Source organism: Exiguobacterium sp. GL_137, assembly GCF_057834585.1.
The window spans coordinates 1097518-1119525 of record NZ_CM174406.1; the positions used below are offsets into that span (position 1 = coordinate 1097518).

Genomic DNA, 22008 nt, shown 5'->3' on the forward strand with positions numbered 1-22008 from the left:
ACGAATGATCAAGGACGTTCATCTCAGCTCGCTGAGGTGGACGTTTTTTTTGTTTCAAGCGACGTGAGTTCTTCTGAGCATTCTGCCCGAACATCATGCCGCAAATGAAAGAATCCGATACTGACGGTCACGAGTAAACCGAATGAACTGATCCCGAGTATCAGAGTGAGCGAGACGTGATCACTTAAGAAGCCGAATAACAACATACCGAGCGGAATGATCCCCATCGCGAGTGATTCCATGACACCCATGACACGACCTAAGTATGCAGGGTCTGTTTGACGTTGAACGAGCAGTTGAATCGGAATGTTTGAGCGGAGGATGATGAACCCTACCGTGAAGGAGAAAATGAGAAAATAACCAAATGTCCAGTTCGATGGAACGATGTCGAGTAACGGCAACAGAGGTGAAAGAAACAGCATACCGACTAAAGCGATTGACTGAAATAAAGTCATCAACGGACGTTTGATCGTAAAGCGAGGCAGAGCAAGCATCAGTGAACTAAGTAAGAGACCAGCACCTAAAGCGGCTTCAATTGTTCCGAACTGGAAGGGTGTAAATTTGAGATGATCGAGTAAAATGATCGGATAGATGACTTCCAAGGCGATGAAAAAGAAATTCAAAACAAGGGCCATTAAGATGAGCGTCGTCAGGACACGTTGTTTGAACAAATAACGGTAGCCTGATTGAAAGTCTGTCCAGAGTGAAGGCGAACTTTCTTCACGGGTAAAAGGGATGACCCGGAACGTCAGCCGCATGTTCCAAAGTGCGGCGAAGGAAAACAAGCTTAACGGTAAGAGGGTGAAGAGATGAATCGGTGCAAAGGCTAACAGGAAACCGGCAAGCATCGGAGCAACAATTGATGAAAGGGAACTGATACTTGAAATGAGGGAATTACCACGCTGTAATTCCGCATCATCAAGCAATCGTGTCAACGAACTCATTAAGGTGACGGAAAGGAAAGTTGAAAGAGCAGTCAAAAGGGCGCTGACGATCATGTAATGCATCGTGTGGACAGGGAAAAAGGTCGCGTAACCTGCAAATATGGCAAGTATGAAGGCACTTGATACCTCGGTCGTGACGATGATTTTTTTCCGGTTCCAGCGATCAGACAGAACGCCGGCAACGGGAGATAACAGAATCCGCGGCAGTGTCCCTGCGAGTAAGACAAGTGCGAATTGAAGCCCGGATGACGTTTCCCGTAAAACAGTCAGACCGGCGACGAACGTAAACAGACTGGCGGCGAACAATGAACAAAACTTGCCGAATAATAACCTTTGTAAATTTTTAGACATCATAATTCCTCCTTTTTGTTCAATTAAATTGAACTTTCCTTTATACTAGAGGAATAGGGAAATATTGTAAATGTAAAAGTTAAATTTAATTTAACTTATTTAATAAATTGAGGTGACAACGATGCTGGGAAAACGCATTAAAAGTTTACGGAAAGCAAAAAAAATGACGCAGTCTGATGTCGCAGACGGCATCATGACGAAGTCGATGCTCAGTATGATCGAAAACGGAAAGGCGACACCGTCCTTACCGGCCTTACAGTCGATTGCCAATCGTCTGCATGTCTCAATCGACGAGTTATTGATTGATCCGCGCGCCGTTGAAATGAAGCAAGTGATTGAAAAAATCAATTCGACCGCAAGCGGTTATTATGCAGAGGGACAGATTGCGATGATGCTCGCACCGTATTTGGAGCCCGCCATCAATTCTTACTGGCAAGGACAAATATATTACGAGTATGGAAGTGCTTTACGTTTTTCCGATACGGAAAAAGGCTTACATTACTTCGATCTGGCAGAAGACGTATTTAAACAGCTCGGATTGCGGGATGAACAGATTAAAGTACAGATTTCAAAAGTCTATTTTTTATTTTTCCTGCGCCGTTATGAAGAAGCGTACCGAAAGATTGACGGGATGATGATTTTTCAGGATGTCCCGCTCGCGCACGAAACGTTTTTGGACTATCAAATGTTACAGGCGATTCGTGTCAGTGTGATTAACGATAACTGGAGTCAGTCAATCGTTTTCTTACGGGAAGGGATCAGCTATATGCGGGAAAAGGGCGTCTACAGTGATGTCAGGAACTACCACCGGCTCCTCGCCTTATTTTTAAGCTTAGAAGAGGACTATGAAGCAGCAGAATTTGAACTCGAAAAATTGCGGCACTTCTTTTTATTTACGGAAGCGACAGCGTTTGATCAAATCCTTGTCGACCTGACAAAAGGATCCATCGCGGTCCACCGGAAGGATTACGCCGGAATTCGTGAGGCACGGGAACGGCTGATCGAAGTCGAGATTGAAGCCTGCCTTCATTACATCGGGTATTTCGAAGTCTACCTTTGTTTGTGGAATGATTCAAAAGAGGAACTCACATTTGACCTGCAAAGCGCCGTTTCTAAAATTTGGAGGAATGCACACTTATGGCGGGCTGGTGGTGAGTACGATCATGCGATGATGTTATATGCGCTCGCGTTTGCCATGCGGGCCGGAGTTGGACTGGACCGTCAAGCAGAAGTAGAAGAATTGACAACACAACTGTCACCCGGTCATTTCAAACAAAAAATTGAACAAACCTTGACAGCATTAACGTAAAAAAAAAGGACCAACCGGGTATCATCCCGATTGGTCCTGTTGGATTAAAGTGCTTTAAAACCAAGTAACTTTTGTGTCCAGTATTTTTCAGACAGGCGACTGATCCCGAGTGACGGTGTATTGGCATGAATGAACTGATCGTTGTTCAACATGATGCCAATGTGAGTCGGACCGGCTGCATACGTATTTTCGAAGAAAATGATATCGCCGCGGACCGGTTGGCGTAATTTCGATAACTTTTGACCAAGGTAGCCGTCGTTGTTCCAGTAACCGTTGACATTGGTCCGGGCCACTTTGTAGCCGGCCGTATTCAACGCATAGTTGATGAAACCGGAGCAATCAAAACCACCGTTAACGGGACTGCTTGAACCCCAAACGTACGGAGTACCGAGATATTGTTGTCCGATGGAGATGGCTTTTTCCATGATGCCGGACGCTGGAATTGTCGTCGTTGGCGGCGTGACCGGTGGTGTCACAGGAGCCGTGACGGATCCTGTCGTAATGTAAGTTTTGGCGACGTAGTAATACGCAGTGCCGATTTTAATCTGGTACCAGCCCGCAGATGCTCCCGTCGTTTCACCGGAGACTTGAACAGTTGATCCGTGTGCGAGTTGCGTAAAGACCGTCGAAGTTGTACTTGGAGCCGTCCGGACATTTAAGCCGGTCGGCGCATCCACTTTATACGTCTTCGATTGATCGACCGGTGTGACCGAGACACCCGGTGTAGGCGGTGGTGTCTCCTTGGCCGTCGCTGAAACATAACTCGAAGCGACATACAGATCTTTTCCATCGAGCTGGATTTGATACCATTTATCAAGCGATCCAGTTACTTTTAAAACGGTTTTATGTGCTAACGTCTTGTAAATTTTAGCGGTCGTTGACGCTGACAGACGGGCATTTAACCCTTCTTTTGCATTGACTTCATATTGTTTGGACGAATCGACTGCTTTGACGGCAGTGGAAACAGGCGGTGTCACCGGCTTCGTGACCGGAGGTTTTGATCCTGTCGTCACTGTCGATGTTTTAGCTGTGACGAGTGTCGTATGGACATAAGCGGACTTATTTTTGTAATTGATTTCGTACCATTCACCGGTTTTCTTTTTAACGGAAAGACTGACATTCTTCGCAAGTTTACCAAGCGATTTCGAAGTGGTCGTTGCTTTCTCGCGCACGTTGACGGATGAGGTGTTCGTTATGTAGGTCGTGGTTGTCGGTGCTTTTGCTGGAATGGTTTTGACGTAAGCGGCAGTGATAAAGGCTTTTTTGGATTGATGACGAATCTCGTACCAGGAACCGGTCTTCTTGACTGCGGTGACCGTCGTTCCTTTTTTGAGAGTCGTAATGACAGGAGCGGAAGTAGTGGCAGCAGTCCGGATATTGACGTTGTCTGTCAAGATGAGTGTCGTTGATGCGGCTTCGACGCCAGTGGCTGAACTGATCAGCGCAAGTGTCGTCAAAGTGAGAAAAGTCTTTTTCACGTAGTGTGGCTCCCTTCCAAATGATGAATCTAGTTCGATCATGGATCGAATCGTTGTTACCATTTTGTCATAAGAAGCCGGGAATTCACCTGATTTTAAAATATATTTTTTGAGAAAGAAATTCGATTCGTTTTCAAAAAAAGAACGACGGTTTGTAAACGAGAATTATTTTCAGTAATCCTGTACACTAAAGATAATTTGAAAGGAGGACTCACATGTTAAAACGATTTTATCAGTATTACATACCGCACAAACGATTGTTTTGGCTTGATTTTTCGTCCGCCTTATTCGTTGGCCTGCTCGAGCTGGCTTTTCCGCTTGCTGTCAAATGGTTCATCGACTCATTGCTACCAGATGGAGAGTTGAACTGGATTATTTTAGTTAGTGTCGGATTGCTCGGCTTGTATGTCATCAGTACGCTGATGCAGTTCGTCGTCAACTACTTCGGGCATAAGCTCGGCATCAACATCGAGACGGATATGCGGCGGCAATTGTTTGGTCACGTCCAAAAGCAATCATTCCGTTTTTTTGACAACACCAAAACGGGGCATATCATGAGCCGGATTACGAACGATTTGTTTGATATCGGTGAACTGGCTCACCATGGTCCGGAAGATGCTTTCATTGCCGTCATGACACTGCTCGGTGCCTTTTCGATCATGATGACGATCAATGTGCCTCTCGCACTCGTCACGATCATTGCCGTACCGTTCCTAATCTGGCTGATCAGTTATGCCAATGTCCGGATGAACCGGTCATGGGACCGGATGTACGGTAACATTGCCGAAGTCAATTCGCGGGTTGAGGACAGTGTGTCCGGAATCCGTGTCGTTCAATCGTTTACGAATGAAGCCCATGAGGTCGCACGGTTCGAAAAAGATAATGCGACGTTCCGGCAATCAAAGATCAATGCCTATAAAGTGATGAGTACAAGTTTATCCGGCATTTATCTGACGACACGTCTGATGACGCTTGCTGTCCTCGTCGTCGGTGCCTATCTCAGCTATACAGAGAAACTCACTTACGGGGAACTCGTTGGATTCATTCTTTATATGAATATCCTGCTGAAACCGATTGATAAAATTACGGCACTTTTGGAACTTTATCCGAAAGGGATGGCCGGCTTCAAACGTTTTCTCGAGATGATTGATCATGACGAAGAACTGAAGGATGCACCGGATGCCATTCATGTGTCGGCATTACGCGGGGCGATTCGGTTTGATGACGTCAGCTTCGGTTATGAAGCCGAACGGTTGATTTTAAAAGACATCAGCCTGTCCATCGAACCGGGACAGACGATTGCCTTCGTCGGGACGTCGGGTGCGGGGAAAACAACGATCTGTTCGTTAATTCCGCGGTTTTATGATGTCACGGACGGTGCGATTACGATTGACGGAATCGACATCCGCCAGATGACGAAGTCGTCGTTGCGGCAACAAATCGGAATCGTTCAACAGGATGTCTTCCTGTTTTCGGGGACGATTGCTGACAATATCGCCTACGGGGATTTGACGGCAAGCCGGACGGACATCATCCAGGCGGCAGAACGGGCGCATCTTGGACAGATGATTGCCGATTTACCGGATGGATACGATACCGAGATTGGTGAGCGGGGGTTGAAGCTGTCCGGCGGGCAAAAACAACGGCTGGCGATTGCACGGATGTTCTTGAAAAATCCGCCAATCCTGATTCTTGATGAGGCGACGTCAGCTCTTGATACCGAGACGGAAGCCATTATCCAGGAGTCACTTGCTGAATTATCTAAAAATCGGACGACGCTGATCATCGCGCACCGCCTGGCGACGATTCGTCAAGCAGACCGCATCCTGGTCGTGACGAAAGATGGAATCGTCGAAGACGGGACACATGAAGAATTGGTCGAAAACGGAGGATATTTCTCACGACTCCTTGACCGGCAACGCGTCTGAAAAACCGGAAGTCAACTCATCATCAGGATGATCATGGCTTCCGGTTTTGTCGTCTTTTTCATTATCGTGGAAGAAAGGCGGAATGATTTCACAAGAACCGGGAACATATAAGGGAAGGGAGGATGGGAAGATGTATGGTTTGTTTTGCGAAAACTATGATGAGACCTATTCGACGTTACACGGGGAATCTTCACATGATTTCCACCGTTTTTTTGCCTTATCTTATACGATTCATGATACAGTCTTTGACAAAACCGCGTTTGATCGGATGATGCAGATCGTCAAACAAAAGACGACCCGGTTTTCAGCCTTACGCAGCCGGTATACGCCGCTCTTGATCTCACATATCCAGTTAAACAGTCCTGAACCGGAGCGATTGCTCGAACGGGTCATCGAGGCGGAGCGACACATCAAACGACGCTTCATTAAAGAAAAGGCAGTCCGACCGTTCTTTGCACTTGGTGAAGTCTTAAACCGTGAGCAGGGAATCGACGCCTTTCCGATCGTGGAACAACTGCGACAGACACGTCCCGTCCTCAATCTGGCAAAACAATATGTGGTGACTTCGACGCTGATGGAGACAGGGCAATTACCTGACTCTTTCGTTGAAACCGTCGAACAGGCCGAAAAATGGCTGGAGCGATGGATGAACCCTTCAAGCGAACGTTTGATGACAGCTCAGATTTTAGCTGCATCCGACGCAATTGACAGTCAAAAAAAACGGATTCAGGTCTGGTGCGAAATGATGGAAGAACGGGAGCTCCGGATTTGGGATCGGATTTTTCCGTTACTGGCGTTACTTGAGACGACCGAACGGGTTGATATGATTTATGTGACGCGTGTCGTCGACCGGGAGCGGTCCCGCAATCGCTTTTCAGATGAGGTCAACTGGTTGATTGCGTTTCATCTGTTGCTCGCGAAAAGCGGCAAAAGTCGTCTGCAATCGGCCTTACTGATTTTAGCGACGCTGGAACTGACGAAAAAACCATGAAAATAACAGCCCAAAAGGATCCTCGGAAAATCAACCGAGGATCCTTTGGTGTGTCTGCTGATTAATCAAACGTCGTGAAGGTGGCATGTTGTTCCACCGGATACAATTCTTTGCCGGCGACATCATTTAAGATGAGCTGATTGCGCGAAACGGACATGCCGAGGTTATCGGCTGCCGGACCGTGTGACAGTTCGAGGTTCGTTGTCGCATACAAGTGATGATTCGCCGAAACGCTTCGGCTGATCCGGTAGTTGGCATCGACCTTCCACGCTTGTTCCCCTTCAAACTCGATCTCGAGTCGGTTGATGAAGCGGGGGAGAGACGGGACGAAGCCGGTCGCAGCGACGACGGCACCGGTTGTTGAAGTCCGTTGGTCATTCAGTTCAGTATGCCGCATCGTGATGGTAAAGTCGTTCTCGTACGAAATCTGATCGACTTCCAGATTGGCACGGATCTTTACGCGATTCTGTTCTTCATTTGATAGATCATACAAATGTTCATAGATAGCTTGCAACGTTTCCGGGCTAATCCCGTTTTGCGACCGAGCGAATTTTGTGACGGCCTCTTGTCTGACAGCTAACGGCAGACTGTTGAAATAACGGACGTAACTCGGAGAGAAGATTTCTTCACCCAGTTTACCGGTTTCGAGCGTTTCAAAAATCGTCGAGCGGGAAATCCATTCGAGTTCGAATGTCTTTTTCCGGTCACTCGTTAACAGATCAAGGAAGATTTCGGCGGCACTTTGACCGGAACCGACGATACTTACTTTATCCTGTTGCAGGATGGTCTCTTTTTCCATGACGTATTGGGTGTTATGAATGACACCTTTATCGAAGCTCTCCGGAATCGACGGTTTTGAACCGGTTCCAAGCACGACGTTGCGTGTTTCATAAGTCGTCCGTTTCCCGGTGGTGACTTCTTCCACCAATACTTCGTAACTGTCACCTGTATCCTGGATGTCGATGACACGGGTCGAAAAATGTAAATCATCGAGCTGCGTTGAAACCCATTTCAAGTACGCATTATATTCTTGTCGGGAAATAAGTAGTTTTTCATAAAAATAAAACGTATGCAACCGGTTGATGGATCGTAAGTAGTTGAGATACGTAAAAGGACTGGTCGGATCAGCCAGTGTGACGAGATCGGAAATGAAGCTCGTCTGCATCATTGAATCCTTAATCATCATCCCGGGATGCCAGGAAAATTGTTCGCTTTCATCAAAAAATAATGTCCGTAAAGGTGTCGGATGAGCCAGGGCACTTAAGCCTAAATTCATCGGTCCGATACCTACGCCAATCAAATCATACATAAAAAAAGCCTCCCAATCGATATTGTTATAAAACAATACCCGATATGGGAGGGTGTTGAAACGTATCTTGTCAGTTCTTTACAGTTGATCCGTCGTTGTCGTTTGCGTCGACACTGTCATTTGTTTGCCGTCACGGATGATGGTCAAGGTGACGTTACCGTCAGATTTGATGAGTGCCGTCTTGATATCAACAAAACTTTTAATCTCTTCCTTGTTGATTTTCGTGATGACGTCTCCGGTTTTTAATTTAGCGGAAGCAGCAGGGCTGTTCGGTTCAACCGACATGACGACGACACCTGTTTTTTGGGACTCCGGTAATTTAACTTGATCAAGCAGATAGCCGGCCGGGAAAGCCGAGACGTCCTGCAGGGACACACCCAGCGTCGGGTGTTTCACTTCACCGTTTGTTTCGAGCTGTTTCAAAATCGGCAGAGCGTCATCAATCGGGATGCTGAAACCGACTCCTTCGACACCGGTCTCGGCAATCTTCATCGAGTTGATTCCGACCAGTTGCCCTTGTTCATTGATCAGGGCACCACCGGAGTTCCCCGGATTGATAGCGGCGTCGGTCTGGATGACCGTCGTATTGAAATCATCCTGTCCATCCTTGTTCGTATCGACGGGAACGGTCCGGTCGTTTGAGCTCACGATTCCGCGGGTGACGGAGTTTTGGAACTCACCGAGCGGATTCCCGATCGCAAGGACGGTTTGACCGGCTTTTAAGTCAGCCGATTTTCCGAGGGTGATGACGGACGGGACGTCACTGGCGTTGACTTCCAACACGGCTAAATCATATGTTTCGTCACTACCCAATAATTTGGCACTGAGTGTTTTTCCGTTGTTTAACGTGACTTCGAGTTTGGACGCACCGTCGACGACATGGTGATTCGTAATGATGTAGGCTTTGCCGTCTGCTTTTTTATAGATGACACCTGAGCCGGAACCTGCGGCTGCTTCTTCCTGACTCATCGCATTACCCGCCTGATAGTTCGTGACCGTAACGACGGCTTTTTGCGCTGTCGCTACAGCGTTCGTCACCGGATCGCTTGTTGTCGTCGAAACTTGTTTTGGCATGCCGTTTGAGAGTGGTGTATCGGCGACTTGCTGTTCTTGGTCCATTAAAATCGGAAAGGCGACCGTCGCGGTAAGTACAGCACCGATGATGCCTCCGGTAAGTCCTGGTAAGAGTTGTCTTGTTTTTCCTGCCATCGAAATCCATCCCTTCATGTGGTGTCTTTTCTAAGATTAATGTATCAGATTTCACCGAACGGAATGAAATTACGGTGGTTTTTCCAAAATGCCTCATCATTCCCCATAATTCGACAACAATCTCAAACAGTTGAGTCGAGCCGGTCAGTTCGGTACACTGAGTGTGTTTCGTACTTAAGCAACCGACTTAGTCGCAAAGGGAGAGATTCAGATGAAGTATTTACTGCGTATTTTATATGGTGCCGGTTTATTGTTCGCCGGAATCGGTCATTTCCGGAATGAAAAGGGATTTGTTAAGATTATGCCCGCTTTCATCCCGTTCAAACGTTTTTTCGTCCAGGTGACGGGGGTCATCGAAATTCTGTACGGTTTGATGTTGCTGTCCGGACGTGGCGTTGATCTCGTCCGGAAGACGTTACCGGCGTTTTTATATGCCGTTTTACCGGCAAATATCAACATGGCGGTCAATCCGAAACCGATTAACGGGAAAACATTGCCGGCTTGGGGATTATGGGGCCGTTTGCCGTTACAGTGGGTCTTGATTGCTTTTGCTAAACGCTTAAAATGAAGAGACAAAAGGGTTACCGGGAGCAGTTGAATCGCACCGGGTAACCCTTTTTTGTTGTTCCATTAAAACCGTTTTTCGACGGCGAGGATGGCTGCATTCGCAATGTCTTCGTATGTCGAGTCGTTCGGGTGGAACTGGTCGCTTGAAAGATCACGTTTGACGTCACGGACGAGGTTAAACGTATCGATGATTTCGATATCATGTTTTAGACCAAGTGTCCGGGATTTAGCGTTCCACTCTTGAACGATTGCGTCAAATGCTTCTCCGTTTTCGCTGGCGCGGAACGGATTATAGAGTCCGACATAGAAAATGACGGCATCCGGATTTTCTTCACGTAAAATGCGGAACGTTTTTGCCAGATTGTCTTGAGCCTTTTCAATCGTGGCGGCCGTTTTTTTTGCATTAAAGTTTGCGACACCTTCGCCACGGTTAAACAAATCGTTTCCGCCAATCGTCACGGAAATGACTTTTGCTTGGGACAACGTACGACGGACTTCTTTTTGTTCCAATTGTTTTAAGAGATTTTCCGTCCGTGCACCGCTGACGGCAAGATTTTGGAAACGTTCAACGCGGTCGTTTTTGACAAGGTCGCGACCAACGATGGCTGCATAACTGTTTCCGTTTGAGGCACCGACACCACGCGTCAATGAATCACCGAGCGCGACATACGTCCCGCCTTTTTTGACGGGTTCTTCCTTTGTCGGCGTCAAGACGGCCCGTTTCGGTGGATTGACGACATCGTTATAGGCACTGGCGAAACCGTACCCGAAGACTGCCGTTAAAATTAGAGAAACTACTAAAAAAAGTGGCCAAAGATATCGTTTCATGAACCGTTCCTCCTTTTGCTGTTACTATGATTGTAGCAAACCTTTTTGGAATGTGCGGTTTTGAAGTGTTCCGATAAGGTAAATCATTCATTATTCCGCTAGAATGGATACTAAGAGGTGAGAGACGTGAAACCAACTGTAAAATTAGAATCAGTCACAAAAGTCATTGGAAAAAAGACAATCATCGACAATATTTCATTTGAAATCTTCCCCGGTGAAGTATTCGGATTCCTCGGCCCGAACGGTGCCGGGAAAACGACGACGATTCGGATGCTTGTCGGGTTAATTAAACCGACATCCGGTAAAATCACGGTCTGCGACTTTGATGTCCGGAAACAGTTTGTCCAAGCGATGCAACGAATCGGCTCGATCGTTGAAAATCCCGAGCTGTATAAATATTTGACGGGACGTGAAAATTTACAAGTGTTTTCACGGATGTTGCCAGGTGTTGACGATGCCCGGATTCAAGAAGTCATTGATCTGGTCGATTTGACAGCACGGGTCGATGATCAAGTCCGGACGTATTCGCTCGGGATGCGTCAGCGTCTCGGGATTGCCCAAGCCCTGCTCGGACGTCCCGATGTCCTGATTCTCGATGAACCGACGAATGGGCTGGATCCGATGGGAATTCGTGATTTACGACAATTCATCCGGAAGCTGGTTGATGAGACCGGTTTATCCGTGCTCGTCTCGAGTCATATCCTGGCGGAGATCGAAATGCTGGCGGATCGTGTCGCCATCATGAGTTACGGAAAAATCGTCCAGGTCGGAACGGTCAAGGAACTGGTCGAGTCGCTCGCACCTGGTGTCGACTGGCGTGTCGACGATGCGTTCAAAGCAAACGAAATCCTGTCGGCGTCGCCTGACGTCCAGGTCTCGGAAATCGTCGATGCCAATACGGTCCATACATTGATGGATGCCAGCAAGACACCATCCTTAAATAAACAGCTGTTCGAAGCGGGTGTCGAAGTGTGGACGATCGAACGTAAAGTCCAGACACTCGAAGATCTCTTCATCACACTGACAGGAGGAGATCATATTGCGTAATCCGAACATGCTCGGCTTGATTCAAAACGAAGTCATGAAGATTGCTTCGAAAAAACGTTTTGCCGTCGTTGCGATCATCCTGGTCGTCCTCGTTTCAATGTTTACGTATGCCCAGTACCGTGATATTCAGGAGCAAATCAAGAAACAGGGCACACTCGACTGGCGGGTCGAACTGCAACAGGATATCGTCGACACACAAAACCGTTTGGCATCAAGCAGTATTCAAGACGAATTCCGACAATTTTTGGAGTTTGATTTAAAACAAAACCAGTATTATCTCGATAATGATATCAATCCGAACTATCCGGGGGCACCGACCTTCATCCGGATTTTCTTCTCGCAAGGATTGACGTTGATTCTGCCGCTGTTCATCATCGTCATCATGGCCGATATCGTCAGCGGGGAGCAAAATGACGGAACGATTAAGACGTTGCTGTCCCGTCCCGTAAGGCGCTGGAAAATCTTAATGGCGAAATGGCTGACGACGTTGCTGTATACGTCGATGCTGATGGCGTTGACTGCCGCCGTCTGTTATGCGATTTCCGGTATCGTCCTCGGATATGACGGATGGACCGCACCGATTCTGACCGGGTTCCAAGCGTCACCGAGCGGAACGTTCTCGACCGAATTCGTGCATACGATTCCGATGTGGGAGTATCTGTTGATGGCGATTGGCCTTGCCTGGATTGTGACCGCAGTCGTTGCGACGATTGCCTTGATGGTGTCCGTATTGGTCAAAAACACGGCAACCGGGATCGGCATCATGATGGCTGTCCTGATTTCCGGTACCTTGTTGACGACACTCGGTTCTAGTTGGACGAGTTCGAAATATCTCGTTAACGTCAACTTCGGATTAATCAACTACCTGGATGGACAAGCACCACCAATCGAAGGGATGACGTTACCGTTCTCGCTCGCCGTTCTCCTCTGCTGGACGATTGGAGCATTGGTCGTCGCGTTTTGGAACTTTACGCAAAAAGATATGTACTGATTTTAACCTGAATGAAAAAAAGTCCCTTCTCCGTAATGGAAAAGGGACTTTTTGCAGATGTCGGGCATCTGCGTGGAATCAAGAGGGGAATCCCTCTTAAAAGAAGCCGATGCAGGTCAGCTTCTGCGCTACGTAACAATCGTACTTTTATCATAGCGATTCCAGTAATTGGTGTCAAACCTGCTTGAAAGGGTTTACGAAATCCCGGATTTGTCAAAAGGTATCTAAAGACAACGAGGAGGTGCCCGACATGACAGATTGGGGAATCATGCTGACCGGTTTAGTGATTTGCGGATGGTGTGTATTTAGTGCAGTATATGACGACTTTATTCGTCGGGTCTAACAGAAGCAACTGAGTCGTCTTCCTTAGTGGGAGACGTTTTTTTGTCCTGTCGTCCGCTTGTCCGGATATGATACACTGACTACAAAAATGTATGAACTAGGAATGGTGATGTCATTGAGTAAACAGCCCGTCATTGTCATCGTTGGACCGACTGCCGTCGGAAAAACCAAGACAGGAATTGAATTAGCAAAACGGTTAAACGGAGAAATCATTTCAGGAGATTCCGTTCAGGTCTATAAACAGATGAATATCGGATCCGCGAAGGTGACCCATGAAGAAATGGACGGGATACCGCACCATCTGCTCGATCTGGTTGATCCGGACGACGAGATGAGTGTCGCCCGTTTTCAGACGTTAGCCCGGACGGCGATCGATGAGATTGCGGCAAAAGGCAAGTTACCGATCATCGTCGGCGGAACCGGACTTTATATCCGTGCGATCCTGTATGATTATCAATTTACCGTTCAGGCAGAAAATAAGGTCTTGCGCGAGGAACTGGAACAGTTTGCACAAGCGGAAGGAGCTGCAGCTCTTCATGACCGCCTGCGGCAACTGGACGCGAAACGGGCGGACGAGATCCACCCGAACAATATTCAACGGGTCGTCCGGGCAATTGAGGTCGCAATGAGCGGACAAACGCAGACGTCCGGCAGTGAACCGAGTTTGTATGACAGTCTGTTGTTCGTCTTACATATGGAAGACCGGGAACAGCTGTACACGCGGATCGATCAACGGGTCGATCTGATGCTCGATCAAGGGCTCGTCCCTGAAGTCGGACAGTTAGTCGCAGCTGGTTATAAAGAAACCAAAGCGATGCAGGCAATCGGCTACAAGGAAATCGTCCCGGTTCTTGAAGGAGCGCCGCTCGAACCGGCTGTTGAGCAATTGAAACGGAATACCCGACGCTTCGCAAAACGGCAATTAACATGGTTCCGCCATCAATTTGACGGAAATTGGATTGAAATGGGAAGGCTTTCATTTGAAGAAAACTTCAAAATTATCTATGATAGAACAGTAGGGTTTCTGAAAGCGGTTAAATCGGAATAGCCTGAAGTAAAAAAAACAGATAAAAATAGAGGGGGCACGGGGGCTTATGAAGGCAACGTACAACATTCAAGACTATTTCCTAAATCAATTGCGTAAAGATTCAGTTCCGACGACAGTATTTTTAATCAGCGGGTATCAGTTACGGGGATTGATCAAGTCGTTTGATAACTTCACCGTCATTTTGGAATCAGAAGGCAAACAACAATTGATTTACAAGCATGCCATCTCGACATTCGCACCGGCACGGAATGTGACGCTGTATGAACAAGAGGCGGAAACGGAAGAAGTCACACGTTAAAAAAAGACGGCCGGGGGGCCGCCTACTCGATGGGACAACGCCATGGCGTTGTTCCTTTTTTTGTTACAGTAAATCTTTCAGTTCGTCAACTGCTTCCGCATACCGACGGAGGGAGACTTCCTTATACAGACAGGTCTTCGTCAACCGTTCCTCTTTCGTCAACTCCTCGAGATACGTTCCGAGAATGAAACTGTTCCGCAACATCGATGGGGTGATGATCCGCTTATTGTCGGACCGTTCGTTTAACTGACGCATCATCTTCGTGATCATGACGATCGACAATTGTTTCGGGGCATTTTTGCTGTAGACCCAGCGGAACGTCATCCGTGAGAAATCAAAAGCGACAAAAAATGGATCGGTCGAATGATACCGCGGACGAACCGGTTCCGGGATTGTCTTTAAATACGCGAGCATCAGATCCTGATCGTCCCGCTCGAGGTGAAGCAGGTAGGCATTACCGAGCCGGTCATGAACCGTCATCTCCCGTTGGGCAAAGTTCAAGTCCTGCATCTTCAGACCAATGATATGGTGGACGCGAAGACCATACCGGTAAAAGAGTCGTAAAATCAATTCATTGCGGTCGATCAGATACGGCCGCGCAACGAGCTGATGGTCCGTCAAACCCCGGTCGGACCGGTTCGTCCGGATCAGTTGCTCATATTCGGCAAGGGACGCAACATGCTGCGGCGTCAACTCATGCGTCGGCTGGGCATACTCGATCAGCTTCGATTTTGTCTGACGAATCTGGTAGTTCAGCTGATTGAGGACGGTGACAATCCGGGCGACCGTCGCCTGTTGGTACAATTTTTCCTCGATCAGATAGTCGTTGATGAACGTTTTCCACGTTTCGAGCGGAATCGCCTTGAAATCGTCGATCGTCTCGAGCGGCTGATCGACTTCCGTCATATAACGATGAATTTCAATTAAATCGTAGCGGTACCGTCGGATCGTCGAGTCCTGTCTGCCGCTCGCGCTGAGGAAAAACAGATACCGTTCGATGAATTCCGGCAAGGTATAGTCGAGTCGTTCTCGTGCCATCACGGACCTCCTGTGTAAAGTACTTTTCTTTATGATAAACCGAACGGATGTTTCCTGTCCAAAAATGTTCAGACGGCAGGTCCGTGTGGTATGATTAGGGACGCAGAAGGTTTGTTATTTTGAAAGGAATGATTCTATGTCAGAACGCGTTATCGTCGTCGGTTGTCAGCTCCCCGGTGTACCGGATCATATTTATGAAGAATCGGTCGCGGAGCTCGAAGCACTCGTTACGACTGCGCACGCCGTCGTGGTAGGACGACTCGATCAAAAACGTCAATCGATCGACCGCCGCACGTTTATTGGAAAAGGGAAGGTTGAGGAACTGGTTGCATTGGCACAGGAACTCGAACCGGATTTGATTATTTTTAATGCCGAAGTCACGCCGGGGCAGATGAAAAACATCCGGATTGCCCTCGAAGATCCGGAATCGATCAAATTGATCGACCGGACCCAGTTGATTCTCGACATCTTCGCCGGCCGTGCCCAGTCGCGGGAAGGGAAGCTCCAGGTCGAACTCGCCCAGATGAGTTACCTGTTGCCGCGCTTAAGCGGACAAGGAACACAATTGTCCCGCCTCGGCGGCGGGATCGGGACTCGTGGTCCCGGTGAATCAAAACTTGAGACAGACCGCCGGCACATCCGCCGCCGTGTCGACGAAATCAAGAAACAGCTCGAAACGTCGGTTGCCCACCGTGCCCGCTACCGCGAACGCCGGAAGGAAAACCAGACGTTCCAAATCGCCCTTGTCGGATATACGAATGCCGGGAAGTCCACCATCTTCAACCGGTTGACCAATGCCGACACGTACGAAAAAAATGAATTATTCGCGACACTCGATCCGTTGACGCGTCAGTTCGACTTACCGGAAGGCGGACAGATCCTCCTGACCGATACCGTCGGATTCATTCAGGATTTGCCGACGAAACTAATTGCCGCATTCCGGTCGACACTCGAAGAAGTGCTTGAGGCAGACCTGATCATTCATGTCATCGATGCGTCAAGCGAACATTATCTCAATCAGATGCAGACGACCAATGATGTTCTCGATGAGCTCGGTGCCGGGGATATCCCGCAACTTGAAGTCTTCAATAAAAAAGACCGGTTAACGAAATTGTTCACAGGTGGAAAACTGTTGATTTCGGCACTCGATCCGGCAGATATCGAACGCCTGACCGTCGAAATCGAAAAAGCGATCAGTGAGATTCTCGAATATCTCGAGATCCGGATTCCGGTCAACGCATTTGCCCATTACAATCCGGCAAAAGAAGTCATGATGAATTTAACAGAACAATATGAAGAGGACGGCTCCGTGACCTTGAAAGGCTACTTGCGCAAAGATACACGTCTGTACTCGACATTGAAACAATACGAGGTGTAAGCATGTTTACAGAGTTAACGCATTATGAAACAATCCGTCCGTTCGTCGAGCGGGCGGAAGAAAAAATCGCACCCGGTATTCGCAAGGCACAACAAGTCGCGGAACAGAATCAGTTCCGTGTCCTGAATGCCTTCCGTGAGCATAAAGTGAGTGACTTTCACTTCATGCCGTCGACAGGTTACGGCTACAACGATGAGGGCCGCGATAATCTCGAACGGATTTACGCAGCGGTCTTCGGAGCGGAAGCCGGACTCTGCCGGGCGCAGATCATCAGCGGGACCCACGCAATCGGCATCGCGTTGTTCGGTTTGCTGTTACCGGGAGACGAACTGCTGTACATCACCGGTAAACCGTACGATACACTCGAAGAAATCGTCGGTATCCGCGGTGACGGCCGCGGCTCGTTAAAAGAACTCGGTGTCACGTATGACGTCGTCGAGATGAAACAGGCAGAGACGATTGATCTGGATGCTGTCCTCGCCCGAATCACGGACAAGACAAAAGTCGTCGGGATCCAGCGTTCAAAAGGGTATGCGACACGCCGGAGCTTGCCTGTCGCAGAAATCGGTCAAGCGATTGAAGCCATCAAGGCGCAACATCCGCACGTTATCGTCTTCGTCGACAACTGTTACGGCGAATTCGTTGAAACGATCGAACCGACCCATGTCGGAGCGGATTTGATGGCCGGCTCACTGATCAAGAATCCGGGTGGCGGTCTCGCGAAGACAGGCGGTTATCTCGTCGGACGCCGCGATTTGATTGAACGGGCGTCGTTCCGAATGACGACACCGGGAATCGGTGCCGAGGCCGGTCCGTCGCTTTATTCGCTGCAGGACATGTATCAAGGGTTCTTCATGGCCCCGCATACGGTCAGTCAGGCACTGATGGGGGCGATGTTCACCTCGAGCATGATGGAACAGTTCGGATTCGATACAGCACCGCACTATGCAGCAGAACGGACGGATTTGATCCAGTCGGTCTCTTTCCATGCACCTGAGCCGATGATTGCCTTTTGTCAGGCGATTCAAGCGGCGTCTCCCGTCAATGCGCAAGCCTTGCCGATTCCGGATTATATGCCGGGATATGCAGATGATGTCATCATGGCTGCCGGAACGTTCATTCAAGGATCATCGATCGAGTTATCGGCAGATGGTCCGATCCGGGCACCGTACACGGCCTATGTCCAGGGCGGACTGACTTACAGTCACGTCAGAATCGCGATTGTCTCGGCCGTCAATCAATTAATGGAACAACAATTGATTCAACCGCAACAGGTTTAAAAAAATAGCTTGATGTGAAAAGACCTCTGTTACGCAGGACGTCTGACTTGTAAGAAAGTCATGTTAACTTTCCTTACATCTCTTGACAACTTGCCTCACAGAGGTTTATTCTCATGAGGTAAGGAAAAAGGAGGAACGAAATGGCAGACTTATCACGACAGTCCAAGCCACTATTCCCCATCGGAGTCGTTCAAGAGTTGACCGCGTTATCTGCCCGACAAATCCGATATTACGAAGAACAAGGATTGATCAAGCCGGAGCGGACAGAGACGAAACGTCGCCTCTATTCGTTCAACGATGTCGATCGCTTGTTATCGATCAAGGAATATCTGGACCAGGGACTGAATATCGCAGGGATTAAAATGATTTTTGACAATGATCTTGTCAAGCGCGAACGAGTTGCGGAGAAGGTCGTTACGGCCCGTCCGGAATTATCAGATGGCGAATTGTATAAACTCCTGAAAAATGAATTGCAGGAAGCAGGGCGACATGGGAAAACGTCACTCATCCAAGGTGAGCTCGGACGATTTTTCAAGTAAGCACCTGTTACCATATAAAAAAGAGCCGGAGAGGGGATTTGTCACATGACACGTCGCAACATTACACGAGAAGACATTATGAAAATCGCTAAAGCTGAGGATGTACGTTTTATTCGTTTACAGTTCACAGATATCCTCGGTACGATCAAGAACGTTGAAATTCCAGTGAGCCAATTGGAAAAAGCACTTGATAACAAAATGATGTTCGATGGTTCGTCAATCGAAGGATTCGTCCGCATTGAAGAATCAGATATGTATCTCTTCCCAGACCTCAACACATGGGTGGTCTTCCCATGGACAGAAGACGGAACGGGTAAAGTCGCACGTCTCATCTGTGACATCTACAATCCGGATGGCACACCGTTTGCTGGAGATCCGCGTGGTCAACTCAAACGTGTACTTAAAGAAATGGAAGAGCTTGGCTTCACTTCATTCAACGTTGGTCCAGAACCAGAATTCTTCTTGTTCAAGAAGGATGCTAACGGCCGTCCGACACTTGAACTCAATGACCAAGGCGGTTACTTTGACTTAGCACCAGTCGATCTCGGTGAAAACTGCCGTAAGGAAATCGTCATCGAGCTTGAAAACATGGGCTTTGAAATCGAAGCATCTCACCATGAAGTCGCACCGGGACAACACGAAATCGACTTCAAATACGCTGACGCGATCACAACGGCGGATAACATCCAAACGTTCAAACTCGTTGTTAAGACGATTGCAGCGAAACATAACTTACACGCGACATTCATGCCAAAACCGCTTTACGGTGTCAACGGTTCAGGAATGCACGCCAACATGTCTCTCTTTAAAGGCAACGAAAACGTCTTCTTCGACGAAGCGAACAGCAACATGCAATTGTCGGATGATGCCCGTGCGTTCACAGCCGGTATCCTGAAGCACGCCCGTGCCTTCACAGCTGTCTGTAACCCGACAGTTAACTCGTACAAACGTCTTGTGCCTGGTTATGAAGCACCTTGCTACGTCGCATGGTCAGCGCGTAACCGTTCACCGCTCGTACGTGTACCGGCAGCCCGCGGTCTCTCGACACGAATCGAAGTCCGTTCAGTCGACCCGGCAGCAAACCCGTACTTGGCACTTGCGACCTTGCTCGCTTCAGGTCTTGACGGAATCAAAAACAACTTGAAAGCACCGGCTCCAATCGACCGTAACATCTACGTGATGGACAAACCGGAACGTGTCGCAAACGGCATTGACGATCTTCCGTCAACACTCAGCCACGCACTCGAAGTCTTGAAAGCGGATGACGTCGTCATGCACGCACTTGGCGAGCACATCGCAGAGCACTTCGTTGAACTGAAAGAAATCGAATGGGATATGTTCCGGACGCAAGTCACGGAATGGGAACGCGATCAGTACATGGTCTTGTTCTAATCTCTTGAAACGTCCGGACTTGGTTCGGGCGTTTTTTTGTAGAGGAATTCGGAGCAGTAACAGCGAATTCTGTACCAAGGAGGCGTTTTAAATGAAAAAGGCGTATGAAGGAAAAGGGATCACCGTTTATTTTGATGCCGAAGTCTGTATCCATTCCGGTCATTGTGTGAAGAGTTTACCGGCCGTCTTTGATGTTAAAAAGCGTCCATGGATTGAAACGGACGGGGCCCCGGCCGAAGATGTCATGCGGGTCATCGATGGCTGTCCGAGCGGCGCCTTATCGTATGAACGGAGGGAAGCATGATGGAATTTAAACGAGCGGATCAAAAGATTGAAGCCTATCAAGAGGGGCAAGTTGTCGGGGAAATCACGTACAGTGACACAAAAGGCGGCAAGTGGATCATTGATCATACGTATGTCGACCCGAATCATCGGAATCAACAAATCGGCGAACAACTGGTCAAAGCCATGGTCGAGTGGGCACGCGAAGAAAACGTCAAGCTGTTGCCGCTCTGTCCGTTCGCGAAACGGGAGTTCGAGCAGACGCCGGACTATGCAGATGTATCGGCTTAATCGAAAGCGTGTAATTATCAAAAGACGAGGAGAGCGGATCATCGGATCCGTTCTCCTCGTCTTTTTGATTTATTGTGAACAAGTTTTACAGAAACAAACGAAGCAACGCCATCGACAGGACACCGGTGATGACAGTGTAGGAAAGGCTTTTGCTGCTGACGGCGACGAGGACGGTCGGAACGGATGCTGCGAGGTGGAGAAGGGAGAGTGTCGGATAGTCTCCGTTTCGTGCCACTAGTAAGTTTTGAAAGAATAAAGCACTTAACAAACAAACCGGGATAAACGACAACCAATCGGTCAGCAGACGGGGTAACGTCAGACCATGCATCAACAAAAACGGCAGTATCCGCGGAATCAACGTGACGAGACCGCAGGCAGCAAAAAGGACGAATAGTTCTAAGCGGATTTCCATCGTGAGATTACAACTCCTATACTGGCAGCTATCATCGTCGCGAATAAAACGGCGAGTTCCGGTGACAGATAGCGCATTGATATGTACAACAACAGGAAAACAAGGACGAGCAACAGACCATTTAGAGCGATGCGGGACCGCTCGCTTTCAAACTGCAGGTACAATAACCCGATGAACATCGCGGTTAAAGCAAAATCCAGTCCGAATCGTTCCGGATCCGGGAACCAACTGCCGACGAGTGCTCCGAGGACTGTCGAGGCAATCCAGCTCAGATAAGCGGTTATGTTCAATCCATGCATGAATGGTGCATCAAGCGGCCGTTTTAAGGAAGTATTCATGGCTACGGCAAACGACTCATCTGTCAAGAGAGCGCCGATTCCAAACCGATCGAAGAAATGCCGGCTTTTAACACGCGGTGCGAGCGTCATACTCATCAGAAGATGCCGGGAATTGACGATGAACGTCGTCAAGATGATGGCAGAAAACGGACTGTTTAGTAACAGTAGACTCGTAATGATGAATTGAGCAGCGCCGGCATAAATCAAGATGGACATCAATCCGATTTCAAGCGGACTGAGTCCGGCGGCGCGTCCGACGATGCCGGCAGAAAATCCGATGCCGAGATAACCGAGGACGGTCGGCAGACAGGCTTTGATACCTGCTTGAAACGAAGCGTTCATAGAAGGTGACTCCTCTCGCGATGATGTGTTATCAGCATAGCATCATCAAAACGGATTGGAAATGAACTGGTCAATA

Annotated in this window: 22 protein-coding genes; 14 read left to right on the top strand and 8 right to left on the bottom strand. The window is 48.4% G+C overall.

The features are described from left to right. Positions 1-23: 23 nt before the first annotated feature. On the bottom strand, positions 24-1295 hold the full coding sequence (locus tag AC3IRK_RS05640) for an MFS transporter (RefSeq protein WP_131973112.1): 1272 nt from the start codon (positions 1293-1295) through the stop codon (positions 24-26). Positions 1296-1416: 121 nt separating this feature from the next. Here AC3IRK_RS05640 and AC3IRK_RS05645 point away from each other — a divergent pair, with 121 nt between their 5' ends. Continuing rightward, a complete protein-coding gene (locus AC3IRK_RS05645) occupies positions 1417-2604 on the top strand; it encodes a helix-turn-helix domain-containing protein (protein ID WP_131502995.1) in 1188 nt (395 codons plus the stop codon). A 44-nt stretch (positions 2605-2648) separates the two neighbouring features. Here the strand turns inward: AC3IRK_RS05645 and AC3IRK_RS05650 are convergent, their stop codons facing one another. Continuing rightward, positions 2649-4082 carry a C40 family peptidase gene (locus AC3IRK_RS05650; RefSeq protein ID WP_131973110.1) on the bottom strand — a complete coding sequence of 478 codons (1434 nt, stop codon included), beginning with the start codon at positions 4080-4082 and terminating at the stop codon, positions 2649-2651. Positions 4083-4297: 215 nt separating this feature from the next. On the opposite strand from AC3IRK_RS05650, the gene AC3IRK_RS05655 reads away from it, so the two are divergent. Beyond that, on the top strand, positions 4298-6010 hold the full coding sequence (locus tag AC3IRK_RS05655) for an ABC transporter ATP-binding protein (protein ID WP_131973109.1): 1713 nt from the start codon (positions 4298-4300) through the stop codon (positions 6008-6010). 130 nt (positions 6011-6140) lie between these two features. Then, positions 6141-7001: a DUF4003 family protein gene (locus AC3IRK_RS05660; protein WP_131973108.1), complete on the top strand. Its 861-nt coding sequence runs from the start codon at positions 6141-6143 to the stop codon at positions 6999-7001. Positions 7002-7062: 61 nt separating this feature from the next. Here the strand turns inward: AC3IRK_RS05660 and AC3IRK_RS05665 are convergent, their stop codons facing one another. Beyond that, positions 7063-8310: a lysine N(6)-hydroxylase/L-ornithine N(5)-oxygenase family protein gene (locus tag AC3IRK_RS05665; RefSeq protein ID WP_426354990.1), complete on the bottom strand. Its 1248-nt coding sequence runs from the start codon at positions 8308-8310 to the stop codon at positions 7063-7065. A 78-nt stretch (positions 8311-8388) separates the two neighbouring features. After that, the gene (locus AC3IRK_RS05670; RefSeq protein WP_489170490.1) at positions 8389-9537 is read right to left on the bottom strand and encodes a S1C family serine protease; all 1149 of its coding nucleotides are present in this window, start codon (positions 9535-9537) and stop codon (positions 8389-8391) included. A gap of 193 nt (positions 9538-9730) precedes the next feature. Here AC3IRK_RS05670 and AC3IRK_RS05675 point away from each other — a divergent pair, with 193 nt between their 5' ends. Beyond that, positions 9731-10087 (top strand): DoxX-related protein, encoded by a 357-nt coding sequence (locus AC3IRK_RS05675; protein WP_131973107.1) that lies wholly within the window; start codon positions 9731-9733, stop codon positions 10085-10087. Positions 10088-10149: 62 nt separating this feature from the next. Here AC3IRK_RS05675 and AC3IRK_RS05680 read toward each other — a convergent pair whose 3' ends face one another. Further along, a complete protein-coding gene (locus tag AC3IRK_RS05680) occupies positions 10150-10914 on the bottom strand; it encodes an SGNH/GDSL hydrolase family protein (protein WP_131502988.1) in 765 nt (254 codons plus the stop codon). Positions 10915-11040: 126 nt separating this feature from the next. Between AC3IRK_RS05680 and AC3IRK_RS05685 the strand changes: the two genes are divergently transcribed. The 4 genes from AC3IRK_RS05685 to hfq all read left to right on the top strand — a co-directional run bounded on the left by AC3IRK_RS05685 (position 11041) and on the right by hfq (position 14640). Continuing rightward, positions 11041-11961: an ABC transporter ATP-binding protein gene (locus AC3IRK_RS05685; protein WP_131502987.1), complete on the top strand. Its 921-nt coding sequence runs from the start codon at positions 11041-11043 to the stop codon at positions 11959-11961. Beyond that, positions 11954-12952 carry an ABC transporter permease gene (locus tag AC3IRK_RS05690; protein WP_131502986.1) on the top strand — a complete coding sequence of 333 codons (999 nt, stop codon included), beginning with the start codon at positions 11954-11956 and terminating at the stop codon, positions 12950-12952. The genes AC3IRK_RS05685 and AC3IRK_RS05690 overlap by 8 nt, the downstream gene beginning before the upstream one ends. Before the next feature lie 451 nt (positions 12953-13403). After that, positions 13404-14342, top strand: a complete 939-nt coding sequence (gene miaA, locus AC3IRK_RS05695; RefSeq protein WP_131502985.1) for a tRNA (adenosine(37)-N6)-dimethylallyltransferase MiaA — start codon at positions 13404-13406, stop codon at positions 14340-14342. Positions 14343-14388: 46 nt separating this feature from the next. Next, positions 14389-14640 carry an RNA chaperone Hfq gene (gene hfq, locus AC3IRK_RS05700; RefSeq protein ID WP_114596193.1) on the top strand — a complete coding sequence of 84 codons (252 nt, stop codon included), beginning with the start codon at positions 14389-14391 and terminating at the stop codon, positions 14638-14640. Positions 14641-14703: 63 nt separating this feature from the next. Here the strand turns inward: hfq and AC3IRK_RS05705 are convergent, their stop codons facing one another. Then, entirely contained in the window at positions 14704-15678 is a 975-nt protein-coding gene (locus AC3IRK_RS05705; RefSeq protein ID WP_114596192.1) for a tyrosine-type recombinase/integrase, read from the bottom strand. 136 nt (positions 15679-15814) lie between these two features. Here AC3IRK_RS05705 and hflX point away from each other — a divergent pair, with 136 nt between their 5' ends. The 6 genes from hflX to AC3IRK_RS05735 all read left to right on the top strand — a co-directional run bounded on the left by hflX (position 15815) and on the right by AC3IRK_RS05735 (position 20840). Further along, positions 15815-17056, top strand: coding sequence for a GTPase HflX (gene hflX, locus AC3IRK_RS05710; RefSeq protein WP_188005315.1), 1242 nt, complete (start codon positions 15815-15817; stop codon positions 17054-17056). 2 nt (positions 17057-17058) lie between these two features. Beyond that, a complete protein-coding gene (locus AC3IRK_RS05715; RefSeq protein ID WP_131502983.1) occupies positions 17059-18336 on the top strand; it encodes a methionine gamma-lyase family protein in 1278 nt (425 codons plus the stop codon). Positions 18337-18476: 140 nt separating this feature from the next. Next, a complete protein-coding gene (locus AC3IRK_RS05720) occupies positions 18477-18875 on the top strand; it encodes a MerR family transcriptional regulator (protein WP_012369985.1) in 399 nt (132 codons plus the stop codon). Positions 18876-18920: 45 nt separating this feature from the next. Next, positions 18921-20267 (top strand): type I glutamate--ammonia ligase, encoded by a 1347-nt coding sequence (gene glnA, locus AC3IRK_RS05725; RefSeq protein WP_114596190.1) that lies wholly within the window; start codon positions 18921-18923, stop codon positions 20265-20267. A gap of 91 nt (positions 20268-20358) precedes the next feature. Next, positions 20359-20571: a (4Fe-4S)-binding protein gene (locus AC3IRK_RS05730; RefSeq protein ID WP_131973105.1), complete on the top strand. Its 213-nt coding sequence runs from the start codon at positions 20359-20361 to the stop codon at positions 20569-20571. Then, positions 20571-20840, top strand: coding sequence for a GNAT family N-acetyltransferase (locus tag AC3IRK_RS05735; RefSeq protein ID WP_188005316.1), 270 nt, complete (start codon positions 20571-20573; stop codon positions 20838-20840). The genes AC3IRK_RS05730 and AC3IRK_RS05735 overlap by 1 nt, the downstream gene beginning before the upstream one ends. Before the next feature lie 85 nt (positions 20841-20925). On the opposite strand, the gene AC3IRK_RS05740 is transcribed toward AC3IRK_RS05735, so the two are convergent. Beyond that, positions 20926-21252: an AzlD domain-containing protein gene (locus tag AC3IRK_RS05740; RefSeq protein WP_131502978.1), complete on the bottom strand. Its 327-nt coding sequence runs from the start codon at positions 21250-21252 to the stop codon at positions 20926-20928. After that, a complete protein-coding gene (locus tag AC3IRK_RS05745; protein WP_131502977.1) occupies positions 21237-21932 on the bottom strand; it encodes an AzlC family ABC transporter permease in 696 nt (231 codons plus the stop codon). Before AC3IRK_RS05745 ends, AC3IRK_RS05740 begins: the two co-directional genes overlap by 16 nt. Between the last annotated feature and the right edge of the window lie 76 nt (positions 21933-22008).